The following is a 13,724-nucleotide window of genomic DNA, read 5'->3' on the forward strand; positions in this document are numbered from 1 at the left end:
TCATAACTGGTGAGCGCCTAATGCAGCCTGTCCGATCTAGAAAAGGAAAGGTATTTAAAATATTCGATTGTCGGAAATGTTTTGTGAAATTTATCCTAATATTAACAGAAAATTCTGTATTTTTCCTGTTGCTATATCAATAAAACAGGTAAAAAGACACGAGTCTAAAGAATTAATTTGATTTCTACAATGGTGCTTTTAGTCGGATTTCCAGTGTTTATTAATGTTTATGCAGGTTAAGTAAAAAAAATGAGTGAATAAACCGTTGAATTGTCTGGATAATAATCCCTTCTTAAAAGTATATTGATATATTTTGTTGTTTCGCAAATATAATGGTTTCGATGTGTATTGTAAGGGTTTTATTCTTTTTGATGGATGAACAAATTATCCAAATATACTTAAGTGAACATTTTGACACTATAAACTTTTGAAACGGGGTCGATATAGACAGTGACAGGAAATCTTCCATTGAAAGGATTGATAGTATATGACTGTACGAGCACAGAACCTCGTTCAGAACTGGTTTCCGAGTGAGGACGGAAATGCAGAAGAGCGGAAAGAACTCGTTAAATTAATGGAACAGATCATTTCAGGGGTCGATGACCTGAAGGATCCGAACCGTGCTCACCTAAAAGGTGAAAAGAATCGCGAGGAGGACTTTTACAAAAAGCTCACTGAAACAAGTCAAATTCCGATGAACGGACAACAAGCGGAACTTGTGAATGAAGAATTACTGAAGCTTTTACATAATCATCCATACCACACGAAGTATTTCTTCACGAACATTTTGCCAATGGCAAGTACACCAGGAATTTTAGGCATGCTGACGGCTATGCTGGTTAACGGAAACAACCTTTGGGATGTGTATGGGCCAGCAGGCGCGGAAGCTGAGGTCAGAGTGGTCTCAATGATGTCTAAGCTCATCGGATATGATCCAATTGTGAGCGGGGGTTACACAACATGGGGAGGTCAAGGGGCTATTTTCTCGGGGCTTCGTTTAGCGATTGCGAAAGCTGCACCGGAGTCATTACGAAAAGGTGTCCCGCAAAACCTTTATGCGTTTTGTTCTGATGCTGCACATTACAGCTTATTTAAGTCAATGGAAGCAACCGGGCTTGGTACAGACAACTTAATCAGAATTAAGACGAATAAAGATCATTCGATGGATATGGAAGATTTGCGTTGTCAAATGGAACGTGTTGCACAAAATGGCGGAATTCCCGTTTATATTGTGGCAACAACCGGAACAACAGATGCCATTGCAATTGATGATGTAAAAGGGGTGCGTGAAACGGCAGAAGCCATTGCTGAGAAGTATGGTCTTAAGGTGCCGCATATTCATGCAGATTCGGCGCTGGGTGGATTCTTTGCTTTCTTTAATGAGTATGATGTAGCTGAAAACCCGCTGCAATTCTCAGACGGTGTTCTTCGTATGTTAAAAGAAATCAAAGCAAAGTTTCAGCATCTTTCTCTTGCCGATACGATGTGTTTTGATTTTCAAAAACTCGGACAAACACCTTACACATCTAGTTTATTCTTAGTGAAAAACGCTGCTGATTTAAAGCGCTTGGACCTAGAAGAACAAGAAACACCATACGTTGGACATAGAGGATACGGGGAATACCATACGGGTTATACGCTTGAATGCTCAAGAATGGGAAGCTCAATCAGCATGCTAAGTGTGCTGCTAACGTTTGGAATTGAAGGATACCAGCGCTTGCTCGGTCAATTTTTAGAGGTGAATCTTGCGTTTAGAGAAGCGCTCCGTCAGGAAATTCCGCAAGCAGAAGTCGTCAATGATGACAATGTCGGAATGGCTACATTGTTTAGAATTTACCTAGACGGCTCTCCTCGTTTTAAGGAAGAAATGTCTGGAGAAGCAACTGCTATGGAAATTGAGCGCAACAATGATTTGAACAAAATACTCTTTGAAAAGCTTGGAGAGAAAAGAGACGAAATGTTCTTTGGCGATACGACGAAGTTTTTACAAGTCAATGCCAAAGAAGGTCAAGAATTCTATCTGAGTGTGAGTAAATTTTTTGTGATTTCACCTTATACGTTACCGGAGCATATCCCTCATATCGTATCTTATTTAAAAGATGTGATTGCATCTGTTTGTGGACAATTTGAAAGTGTAGAGGCTTAAATTAAAATTGAGAGTGGAGATGTAGAAAAAAATGGCGAAACAAAGGAAATTTGGAGGGCTTACGATATCCTCCAAAATCATGTCAGTCGTTGTCGTAACATTACTCGCAACCGTTGCATTATTCGTTCTAACATTTTATTTAGTCAGCCAGGATTTATCTTCCCAATTATTAAAGCAATTTGATTATCGATTAACAACAGATATTGATACGGCTAAAAGAGAAATCGATCATATTGATGGAAATGTCCTTAGCATAAGCGGGAAAGATGATCCCGTTTATGTGGAGATCAAAAAGAAATTCACAGAGCTTAAAGAAGATCATACGCTTGAGAACTTATACGTGTTATCAAATAAGGGCGGTAAAGAAAGAATCATCGTACTAACAGGGGAAGACAATGATTTTGATCAAGATTATGTCTTCTCAGATGAGATGAAACAAGCCCTTTCTGAAGATAAAGTGGTCAAAAGTGATATTTACGTTGATTCGTATGGGACTCATAAATCCGTCTTTTTACCAATTAAAGATTCAGGCGGTGAGCTCACCGGGATTTTAGGAATCGACTTAGATGCGTCTGTCGTTCCAGAAACAACGAAAAAGCTGACAATTTATATCACAGTAGCATCTGCCATTGTGCTCATCTTCGGCCTACTCTTCTCATTCATCATGGGAAGAAAAATTGCAAAACCAGCACGTTCATTAATGGAATCAGCGGATCGAATTGCAGATGGTGATTTAACTGGCATGGTAGAAGTTCAAAGTAAAGATGAGATCGGTCAATTAGCGGCTTCCTTCCAGAAAATGCAGGGGCGGATCAAAGAGCTTATTGGAAAGATCTCAAACTCATCAAGTGAAGTGTCGAAAATGTCTTCACAGCTTCGCACAGTGACAACGGAATCTAGTCAAAGTGCACAACAAGTGTCAGAAGCGATGACGAATATGAGTGAAGGAATCAATGATTCAGTCGCAAACATTACAGACTGCACAACATCTGTTGCGGAAATCGATACTCAAATCGAAGGCGTGACAAAAGAAGTGGATGAAATGAAATCTGTTTCATCAGAAGTACAAGAGCAGTCAGAATCTGGTCAAAAATTAGTGCAGCATGTGCTTGAACATCTCAACATGTTACACGACATGATGACAAGTTCAAAGCAGGCGGCAGAAGAATTGCAATCACATTCAACAGAAATTGAAAGTGTCATCTCCATTATTACGGACATTTCGGCGCAAACGAATTTGCTTGCACTAAATGCTTCTATTGAAGCAGCACGTGTAGGAGAAGAAGGAAAAGGATTTGCTGTTGTGGCTGATGAAGTCCGTAAGTTAGCTGAACAGTCAGCTGATGCAGCTAAAACGGTTTCAGACTTAGTCATTGGTACACAGGAAAATAGTCAGCGTGTCCTTGAAAGCGTGGAGGAAAGCAGTAAAGCAGTGGAAGAAGGCCGTGAGCAAATGAAAGGCACCTCGCAGAACTTCTCTGGTATTTATGAGGGAGTGTCTCAATTTGCAAGCAGAACGAACAATTTGCTTCAATCTATTCAGCAGGTAGAACGAGCATATCAAACAATTTCTACATCGATTGAACAAATTTCGGTCGTGTCAGAAGAACATGCGGCAAGCTCTCAAGAAGTAGCGGCAGCAACAGAACAGCAAAGTGCTGGCATGCAGCAAATTTCAAGTGCGATTGAACAGCTCTCTGACATGTCAGAAGACTTGGCACAAATGGTATCTACTTTTAAAATCGACAAAAAATAACGAGAAAGCTGGCTCTTGGAAGAGAGCCAGTTTCAGAATGTGGGCAAAGGGCTAAAATGAATTTCATTTTGGCCCTTTGTTTCTTTTCAGCGTGAACTGAAAACCTTTGCAGTCTAGGAAGGATGAGTACCGGAGCGCATGCCTGACAACGAATGCGATGGTTTGTCTATACGCAGAGCTGGCTCTTGTGAGAGAGTCAGCTTTTTTGCTATGCTTAACCAAATATCAGACGACCTGAGAGGAGACGTGTCATGGATTTTGCGCAGAGATTGTCAGAAGAACGGATCAAAAAGGCGATGGACAATGGAGCTTTTGAAGGACTATCAGGCTTTGGGAAACCTCTGCCAAAGGATGATGCCGCTCATGTACCTGAAGAGCTGAGGATGGGCTATCGAATCATGAAAAATGCTGGCTTTGCCGGGGAAGAAACAGCTTTGAAAAAAGAATTGATGACGGTCAAAGAGCTACTGAAAACGAGTATAGATGGAGAAGAAAGAAAAAAACTCTCTCTCGTATGTGAGGAAAAACAAAAACGCCTCGATGAACTCACATCCAAACGCCAAACGTTTGCTCGTCCAGCCTCCTCCTTTTATAAGAATAGGGTCTACGAAAAACTAACGGAGCGTAAAAAAAGATGATGACACGCTGCCTCTCTGAGCACATTGAGGGAGCTTTTTTTTATGAAAGCGCTACAATTTATTGTTGACTACATGTATATACAAATATAAAATATGAGGTGAACATGTATATACAAGTTTTGATTCTTTTTTCTTATAAAAAAACGGTCTCGGAGGGGATAGTATGGCTGATTATCAGACAGCGGCAGATCAGATTGTGAAAGCCATTGGCGGCAAAGAAAACATTGATCAAGCCACACATTGTGTGACAAGACTTCGTTTTGTGCTAAAAGATGAAGGTAAGGTGGATGAGAAAGCACTAGAACAAATTGATGAAGTGAAGGGATCTTTCTCAGCGAATGGCCAATACCAAGTGGTCATTGGTCAAGGAGTGGTTAATCGGGTTTATGCCGAAATGGTCAAACAGACGGGAATCGGCGAAGCGACAAAAGAGGAAGTCAAGCGTGCCTCTGATCAGAAATTAAATCCATTGCAGCGTGCGGTGAAAACGCTTGCAGATATCTTCATTCCAATCCTTCCAGCTATCGTGACAGCCGGTTTATTAATGGGGATTAATAATATTTTAACAGCTCCTGATATTTTCTTTGATCAAAAATCCATTGTGGATGTGTATCCGGCATGGGCGGATTTAGCGAATATGATCAACTTGATTGCAGGTACTGCCTTTACCTTTTTGCCAGCATTAATCGGCTGGTCAGCTGTCAAGCGGTTTGGAGGAAATCCGCTTTTAGGGATGGTCCTTGGACTGATGCTTGTACATCCAGATCTGTTGAATGCGTGGGGGTATGGAGCGGCGGAAAAGACAGGTGACATTCCTGTTTGGAATTTGTTTGGACTTGAAGTACAAAAGGTAGGTTACCAAGGGCAGGTTCTTCCGATACTTGTCGCCTCCTATTTACTCGCAAAGCTTGAATTATTTATTACAAAGCGGACACCTGAAAGTATTCAGCTGTTAGTTGTTGCACCAATTACGTTACTACTCATTGGATTTTTATCATTTATCGTCATTGGTCCTGTTACATTTGCGATCGGAAACGTATTAACATCTGGACTCGTCACCGTATTCCAGCAATTCGCAGCACTTGGCGGCCTTTTATATGGCGGGTTGTATGCAGCGTTAGTTATTACAGGTATGCATCATACGTTCCTAGCGGTCGATATTCAGCTGATTAACTCAAAACTGCACGGCACGTTTTTATGGCCAATGCTCGCACTGTCTAATATTGCTCAAGGGTCCGCAGCACTTGCGATGATGTTTGTCTTAAAAGATGAAAAGCAAAAAGGGCTCTCGCTGACATCAAGTATTTCTGCTTACTTGGGCATTACTGAACCGGCGATGTTTGGGGTGAACTTGCGCTATAGATTCCCGTTTATTTTTGCCCTGATCAGTTCTGGGATAGCGGGTATGTTTATTGCCTCACAAGGGGTACTGGCAAGTTCAGTCGGCGTTGGAGGCATTCCCGGAATCTTCTCGATCATTCCGAAATACTGGGGAGCATTTGCCATCGGAATGGTGATTGTGCTGATCGTCCCATTCATTGGTACCCTTTTATATGCAAAACTTAAAAAGAAGGATGTATCACAAGAACTTAACTAGTGGTGGTGAAGGAATTTGAATCAACAAACAAACGAACCGTGGTGGAAAAAAGCCGTTGTCTATCAAATCTATCCGAAGAGCTTTTTAGACACAACAGGCTCTGGTACAGGTGATATTAATGGCGTGACGACAAAGCTCGACTATATCAAAGAGCTAGGGGCGGATTGTATTTGGCTGACCCCTATGTATGAGTCCCCGCAGCATGACAACGGTTATGATATTAGTGATTATACAAAAATTCATGACATGTACGGCACAATAGCCGATTTTGAACACATGCTGAAGGAAGCGCATGAACGAGGAATTCGTGTCATCATGGATCTAGCCGTGAACCATACGTCGATTTTCCATGAGTGGTTTCAAGCCTCCCGAGAGTCGAAGGAAAACCCGTATCGAGACTATTATATTTGGAAGGAGCCGAAAGCGGACGGCTCTCCTCCGAATGATTGGCAGTCAAAGTTTGGCGGGCCAGCGTGGGAATTAGATGAAGCGACAGGTGACTATTATCTCCATTTATACGATGTCACTCAGGCTGACCTTAATTGGGAACATGATGAAGTGCGCAAGAAAGTATATGACATCATGCACTTTTGGTTTGAAAAAGGGATCGATGGATTCAGACTGGATGTCATCAATAATATTTCAAAGGATCAACGCTTTTTAGATGATGCCGGGCAATCAGTGCAAGGTGATGGACGTATGTACTATACAGATGGGCCGAGAATTCATGAATTCTTGCATGAAATGAACCAGGAAGTGTTTTCAAAATACGATAGCATGACCGTGGGGGAAATGTCTTCAACGAATATTGCAGACTGCATCCGGTATACAAGACCTGATCGGCAGGAGCTGGATATGACGTTTAATTTTCATCATTTAAAAGTTGACTATCCTAACGGTGAAAAGTGGGCCATTGCCCCATTTGATTTTCTAGAGTTGAAATCAATTTTGTCAGAATGGCAGATGAAAATGCATGAGGGCGGAGGCTGGAACGCACTCTTCTGGTGCAACCATGATCAGCCGCGCATTGTGTCTAGATACGGTGATGATGGCACGTACCATCAGCAATCAGCGAAGATGCTGGCGACCACCATCCATTTGATGCAAGGCACTCCGTATATTTATCAAGGTGAAGAAATTGGGATGAAGAATCCTCGCTTTGAGGACATTTCGTCATACCGCGATATCGAATCACTGAATATGTACGAAGCGATGCTTGAAAAAGGGAAAACAAAGGAAGAAGCTTTGGCAATTTTACAGGTCAAATCAAGAGATAACGCAAGGACACCTATGCAATGGACTTCGGAAAAAAATGTGGGGTTCTCAAAAGGTACACCTTGGATTGAACCAGCTCAAAACGATATTTCAGTAGAAGCAGCATTAAAAGACGAGACGTCGGTTTTTTACCATTATCAAGCCCTTTGTAGACTTCGCAAAGAACTTGATGTGATCACCTATGGGAGCTTTACTTTATTGCTGACAGATGATCCAAAGGTGTTTGCGTATGTGCGAGAAGGCAAAGATGAGAAGATTCTCGTGATCAACCATTTTTATGCAGGCGAGACGAACTTTACACTTCCAGATGAGCTTGCAAAGGATGTTGATGAAATGGAAGGGCAAGCTCTGCTGTCCAATTATGAGGATGTGCCGGCAGATATCAAGGGATTTACGTTGCGCCCATATGAGTCAATCGTTTATCATTTAACCAAACGCTAGTAAATGGGGCGGAAGGAAAATGAAAGAGAATAAGTTTCGAGTGATTTATGATCAGCTCGCAAGACGAATTGAACAAGGTGAATGGCAGGATAAAGGCATCCTCCCATCAGAACACGAGCTGTCTGTCATGTATGACACATCCCGTGAGACGGTGAGAAAGGCATTAAACATCCTTGTGCAAAATGGCTATATCCAAAAAATCCGCGGGAAAGGCTCAGTATTGCTGAATCGGGAGAAAATGCAGTTCCCGGTTTCGGGTCTTGTCAGCTTTAAAGAGCTTTCCCAAACGCTTGGGCGAAAAACGGTGACAACGGTTCGTGAGTTCGGTTTAATCAAGCCAGATCAATACATTCAGTCTCAGCTGAAAATCAGTGGGCTGGAGGACGTCTGGAAAGTCATTCGCTCTCGCAATATTAGCGGAGAAGAAGTCATTTTAGACAAAGATTACTTTTTGCAAAAGCATGTGCAGGTCTTGTCTAAGGACATTTGTGAAGGGTCGATCTACGAGTATATTGAAGGAGAACTTGGGGTCTCGATTAGCTACGCTCAAAAGGAATTTGTGGTCGAGCCCTGTACAGAAGAAGATGAGAGGTATCTCGATTTGAACGGGTTTGATCATGTGGTGGTGGTGAAGAATTACGTGTTCTTGGAGGATACGAGTCTATTCCAATACACAGAAAGCCGCCACCGGTTAGATCGTTTCAGGTTCGTGGATTTTGCTAGAAGAGAGAAGTAGACAGGGCCGAGGCTCTGTCTATTTCAGGTTGTAGGGAAATAGGGGGAACAATTAGAGCAACATTCTAGGAGGACAAATGATTAGACTGAATAGACCACTAAAATTACGAGATTTAGAAATTTTTAGCGTGATGAAAGATCACAGGATTTTATGTTATGTCATCATTGAAGACACCCGAAAACCGTTTACCGAAGAAGATAGAAAATTAGAGCCGTTATGTTATATGGATGAAGAGGACATTCAAGCGATTTTGAATGTGTTTCATATTTCAATTATTAGTGATGAAACATTAAATGAAGAAGATTTAACCCTTGTGCAATCGTACTTTGCTGAATTTGTGAATAACACGAACTTAACGAATTTTATTACGAGAGAATATGTTCAAGAGGATTTATATGCCGTTGATGATGAAGATGACATCACGTTCTTTAATAGAATGCTGCGTCATATAGGGTCAGATGATGTGAAAGAATTTGATGACCGTCATTGGATTTATTTATCCCAAGATTGATAGTGAGATGCAAAAAGGAGAGAGCCGAGGCTCTGTCCTCAGCGTGTAAACAAACCCTCGCATTCGTTGTCAAATCTGTGCTCCGGTGCCACGAATGTCAAATTCGCTTCGCTCCGGTGCTCGACTTTCCTAGACTGCAAAGGTTTTCTATCACGCTGAAAAGAAGACAAAGGGCTAAAATCAAGTTCATTTTAGCCCTTTGTTAACAACCTGAAAGGACAGAACCGAAGCTCTGTCCTTTTTCTATTAAGAAGATACTTTGTCTCGTGTGCGCTTGCGCTGGTAGTAATAAAGGATACCGCCTGAGGCGAGCATGAGCAAGCCAATTAATACCGCTGTATACATCATCGTTGCAGTATTCGGCAGTGTGCCGCCTGGTAAGCCGCTTCCATCCTGACTTGGATCCGAACCGCCTGGAGCAGAAGTTCCACCGTCTCCACCATTTTGGTCTGGAGCTGTTCCAGCAGCTTCACTTTGATTGAGTACGGTGTATTCACTAAAGTGCTCCGTTTTACCTGAGACAATCCCGTTTTCGTATGAACCGTTACTTGTTTTGGCATAGCGGTTTTTCTCACGATCGACATAATAGACACCTGGTTTTTTCGCTTTTTCAGGCGCGTCTAATGTAAAGAACAGTGTGACGGGATCTTTAAAGGTAGACACATTTTTCTGATCTTGTTTGATTTGGAAATCGTATGTGTCGGTTAATGCGTTTTTCACCTTGCTTGTTTTCGCCATCGATATATCTGCATGTTGCTCTGACAAATTGGAGAGCGGTAATGCTAGACCGACTTTGTCATGATAGATGGTGACGTTTGGATCTTGCTCTCGTTTCTTTAGTTCAGCTACTTGCCCTTTTGATAGAGACAATTGAACCTTTTTCGCTTCGGTTGCTTTGTCTAAATAGAGCAATGCTTTATTCGTATGCTGGATATATGTTTGGAACTTCTCATTATCTTGAATGTCATAGGCGCCTTTTCCTTTCAAGCGAGGAAGGAATACTTCTTTCACTCGATGGTCGATGACTGGAGAAATATGACCGTCTGCCTGTTCAATTTGCTCTTTGAAAATTTCATAGTCAACATAGCCTAAGTCTTCACCATGAGACGCTTCTGTAAAGACGCTGTAGCCATCACCGCCTGTGCCGACAAATGCGTTAGTCGCCACGCGGTATGTTTTCTGATCATCAATGTCAGTCAGATTGCCATTTTGATCTTTCAATTTGACATCAATCAGTCTACTGCCAGCAGGTTTACTGAGCGTAAACGTATATTCAATACCGGCTACATGAGGGAATGCGCCTCCGCCTTCTTCAATGCCTGAAAGACCTTGTTCAAGCGCTTTTTTAATTTGACTGCCTTTTAAATCTGCGACATATAGTGTGTTTCCAAAAGGCATCACCGTTAAAATATCCCCTAATGTGATATCTCCTTTTTCAATGCTGCCTCGAATACCACCGCCGTTTGTAATGGCAAGGTCAGCCCCAGCAGATTCTTGTGCTTTCTTTAACATGCCATCTGCAATAAAGTTTCCAAGGTTCGTTTCCTTCGCACGGACGTGTTCACGCTGTCCATCTAAGAAGACATCTGACGTCCCGACTTTTTCGGTTTTTAAATCTTGGATATCTGCCTTGTACTGATCAAGAATCGCTTTTGCGTCCGCATCTTCTTTCACAGAGTCGTCGATTGTGATGAGGTCAAAAGCAGATTCTTTTGGCTGTACGACGCCTTTTTTGTCAAAGGCTACGTCTACTTTTCCTAAAAATTGTCCGTAGTCTTTTACTTGCGCAACAATTGTTGGTTCTTTTTTATTGACGACCTTTAATTTTTCAACAAGGGTGTGGGTGTGACCGCCAACGATGAGATCAATGCCATCTACTTTTTGAGCCAGCTCTAGATCACGGTTATAGCCAATATGTGTGAGCGCAATAATTTTATTGATTTTTTCTTCAGTTTGAATGGTATTGACTGTTTCTTTTGCTTTTTTGTATGCATCTTGAAATTGAATGTTTGGACCACTGCTGGATGTAATGGCTGTGTCTTCAGTGGTTAGACCGAATACAGCTACCTTTTCACTATTAACATCAAGCAGAATGTAAGGGTAAATGCCAGCTTCTTTTTTCTCACCAGCTTTAAATGTTGCTGGTTTTTTCACTAAATCGCTTAACTGTTTTTCCTTAGAGACATCTACGTTTGATGACACGATCGGGAAGTTCGGTTTTTCAAACTGGTGACGGTTTTTAGCATCTACACTGGATGCATCACCTGTCAGGAATTGACGAAGGACAGATGGACCTTTGTCAAATTCATGATTCCCAAACGTCATGGCATCGTATTTCATTAAGTTCATCAGTTTCAGATCGGCAAGTCCTTGCCATTTTGTGAAATAGAGATCACCAGAGAAGACATCTCCAGCGTCTAATAAAATATTGTTTTCACTTTGGGCACGGACTTCTTTAATCTTAGTTGCGCGTTTTGCTGCATCATCAAGGTGGGCATGTGTATCGTTTGTATGCATCACCGTTAAATGCCAATTGTCTGTTGCAGGCGGTTCTGTTGTACCATCGTCTTTAAACGCTAGCTTGTACACGCCAAGTCCGTCTGTGCTGGCATTCCGTATAAAGTCGACGTTGCTTGATTTTTCTGCAAACGGTTTTGCAAGCAGAGAAGATTCAAAGGTGACTGTAGCGCCTTTTACTGGTGCAATGGACCAGTTTTGATCTGCGCTTGGGTTAATGGTTTTTTGTTCAATAATATAATCCATCAGCACTTGGCGGTTCTCATCTGCTGAGGCGAGCACGACTTTATCTTGTGTGAGGTGCGGGAAGCCTCCGCCGCCAGATGCACGGTAGTTGTTTGTCACGACTAAAAATTCTTGATTGTCAGAAACGGGTTTTCCGTTGTAAGACAAGTTTTTGATGCGGTTCGCACTAGCGTTAACAAGTGTGCCCGTTGTGCTGTATTTAGCAGGCTGTGTGACATCTACTTGGTACGTCACACCATCGATTACATCAAAATTATATGAGCGGTATTCTTCGTTTAAAATAGGCTGTTCATTTGAAGTATTTGGTTTGATTTGGTTAAACTGACCAGCAGACATTTCAAGCCAGTCTTTTACTTCACTGCCTTTTAGTTTTACAATCTGCACGGTGTTATCGTAAAGGTAAAGATCACCGATGTTTTTAATCGCTAAATCACCTTTTGCGATATTTGTATAATAGTTCACACCATTGCGTCCGCCGGCTTTAAATGGTGCACCTGCAGAGAGAATCGGCAAGTTTTTGTACGAAGTATCTTTCATTTTTTCTTGTGCATACCATTTCTGGGCATCTGTCACGATTTGAATAGAAGGGTCATCCATCACTTGAGCGAAAAAGCTGTTAATGTCTGCTTCTGTTTTTCCAACTGGCTTTCTGACATAATCTAGGGTGTTTTGGTGAGTTGTTTGAATGGCATCTTTCACTGTACTGTTTTGAGATGTCACCCCGGCAACGGATTCGATTTTGCCTGTTCCGTCTGTGACTTTCCAGCTGCTTCCGTCTGGCTCTAGAGTTAGATCAATGACCCCGAGGTAGCTTCCCCAGTTTTTTGACATGACGACAGGAATGCCATTAATGGTTCCCTTTGCGACATCAAATTTGTCTACGCCGCTATATTCAGCGCTTGGGAATGTGCCATGCTGGTGGCCAGACACAATCGCATCAATGCCTTTTGTTTTCGTGGCAAGGTCAAAGATCATATTTTCTGATCCTTTAGGTGAAGCTGTTTTTTCAATTCCTGTATGAGCAAGAGCGACGATGACATCTGCGCCTTTTGCTTTCATTTCTGGAATGGTTTCATTGGCAGACTCCACAATATCCTGCACTTGAACTTGTCCATCTAAATGTTTCTTATCCCACGTCATAATTTGTGGTGGTACGAATCCTATGTAACCGACTTTCACAGTTTGGGAGGCTCCGTTTGCATCTTTAAAGGTTTTATCCTGAATGACATAAGGAGTAAATCGGTGTTCTCCGTTTAACTTTTTGACGTTCGCATTGACAATCGGGAAGTTGGCGCCCGCAATGGTACCGTCAAGAAAAGATAAACCGTAGTTAAATTCATGGTTGCCGAGTGTACCTGCATCATATTTTAGTTTGTTGAGTGTATGAATAATGGGGTGAACCTTTGTTTGATTGATGATGCTGTCTTTTTCATTTTTATAAACGTATTCTCCAAGAGGGGTTCCTTGAATCAGGTCTCCGTTATCAACAAGGAGTGTATTGGGATTTTGTGAACGGTGCTTGTCAATCAGCTCGGCTGTTTTTGCCAAACCGAATTCATTTGTTGCTTTGTCACTGTAGTAATCATAATTCATCATGTTCGCATGAACATCCGTTGTGGCTAAGATACTGACCTTTACGGCGCTGCCGCTTTCTGTTTCTGCATGAGTAGGTACTGCTGGGAGAATGAGACTAATCAACATCATGGAAGTGAGCAGAATAGACAGGTTTTTCCTTCGTTTAGACCTATGTGCTTGCTTCTTCACCTGATCTCCGCCTTTCTAATTTTTTTGACCACAATACCTATTGTAGAAATGTTTCGTTAAATTTTGTAGTTATTTTTTGCAGATTATTGTAAAGATA

Annotated in this window: 8 protein-coding genes; 7 read left to right on the forward strand and 1 reads right to left on the reverse strand. The window is 41.8% G+C overall.

The window, feature by feature from the left end; genetic code table 11:
• Positions 1-487 precede the first annotated feature (487 nt).
• From NST57_RS04125 to NST57_RS04155, 7 genes are all read left to right on the forward strand, one after another.
• Positions 488-2,146 carry a pyridoxal phosphate-dependent decarboxylase family protein gene (locus tag NST57_RS04125; RefSeq protein ID WP_341298111.1) on the forward strand — a complete coding sequence of 553 codons (1,659 nt, stop codon included), beginning with the start codon at positions 488-490 and terminating at the stop codon, positions 2,144-2,146.
• Between the two features lie 31 nt (positions 2,147-2,177).
• Positions 2,178-3,902 (forward strand): methyl-accepting chemotaxis protein, encoded by a 1,725-nt coding sequence (locus tag NST57_RS04130; RefSeq protein ID WP_341298112.1) that lies wholly within the window; start codon positions 2,178-2,180, stop codon positions 3,900-3,902.
• 251 nt (positions 3,903-4,153) lie between these two features.
• Complete coding sequence (locus tag NST57_RS04135; RefSeq protein WP_142154395.1) at positions 4,154-4,540, forward strand: DnaJ family domain-containing protein; 387 nt, start codon at positions 4,154-4,156, stop codon at positions 4,538-4,540.
• Between the two features lie 163 nt (positions 4,541-4,703).
• A complete protein-coding gene (treP, locus tag NST57_RS04140) occupies positions 4,704-6,137 on the forward strand; it encodes a PTS system trehalose-specific EIIBC component (protein WP_341298113.1) in 1,434 nt (477 codons plus the stop codon).
• 15 nt (positions 6,138-6,152) lie between these two features.
• Positions 6,153-7,853 carry an alpha,alpha-phosphotrehalase gene (gene treC, locus NST57_RS04145; protein WP_341298114.1) on the forward strand — a complete coding sequence of 567 codons (1,701 nt, stop codon included), beginning with the start codon at positions 6,153-6,155 and terminating at the stop codon, positions 7,851-7,853.
• Positions 7,854-7,872: 19 nt separating this feature from the next.
• Positions 7,873-8,589 carry a trehalose operon repressor gene (treR, locus tag NST57_RS04150; RefSeq protein ID WP_142154402.1) on the forward strand — a complete coding sequence of 239 codons (717 nt, stop codon included), beginning with the start codon at positions 7,873-7,875 and terminating at the stop codon, positions 8,587-8,589.
• Between the two features lie 76 nt (positions 8,590-8,665).
• Positions 8,666-9,100 (forward strand): terpene synthase, encoded by a 435-nt coding sequence (locus tag NST57_RS04155; protein ID WP_142154405.1) that lies wholly within the window; start codon positions 8,666-8,668, stop codon positions 9,098-9,100.
• A gap of 246 nt (positions 9,101-9,346) precedes the next feature.
• On the opposite strand, the gene NST57_RS04160 is transcribed toward NST57_RS04155, so the two are convergent.
• Positions 9,347-13,627, reverse strand: coding sequence for a multifunctional 2',3'-cyclic-nucleotide 2'-phosphodiesterase/3'-nucleotidase/5'-nucleotidase (locus tag NST57_RS04160; RefSeq protein WP_341298115.1), 4,281 nt, complete (start codon positions 13,625-13,627; stop codon positions 9,347-9,349).
• Between the last annotated feature and the right edge of the window lie 97 nt (positions 13,628-13,724).

The sequence above is a fragment of the Bacillus sp. FSL M8-0077 genome, assembly GCF_038050255.1.
GTDB lineage: Bacteria > Bacillota > Bacilli > Bacillales > Bacillaceae > Bacillus > Bacillus altitudinis.

Coding starts and splice junctions, on each gene's coding strand:
- NST57_RS04135 (WP_142154395.1), top strand. CDS start 4,154: ATGGATTTTGCGCAGAGATTGTCAGAAGAACGGATCAAAAAGGCGATG.
- treR (WP_142154402.1), top strand. CDS start 7,873: ATGAAAGAGAATAAGTTTCGAGTGATTTATGATCAGCTCGCAAGACGA.
- treP (WP_341298113.1), top strand. CDS start 4,704: ATGGCTGATTATCAGACAGCGGCAGATCAGATTGTGAAAGCCATTGGC.
- NST57_RS04125 (WP_341298111.1), top strand. CDS start 488: ATGACTGTACGAGCACAGAACCTCGTTCAGAACTGGTTTCCGAGTGAG.
- NST57_RS04155 (WP_142154405.1), top strand. CDS start 8,666: ATGATTAGACTGAATAGACCACTAAAATTACGAGATTTAGAAATTTTT.
- NST57_RS04130 (WP_341298112.1), top strand. CDS start 2,178: ATGGCGAAACAAAGGAAATTTGGAGGGCTTACGATATCCTCCAAAATC.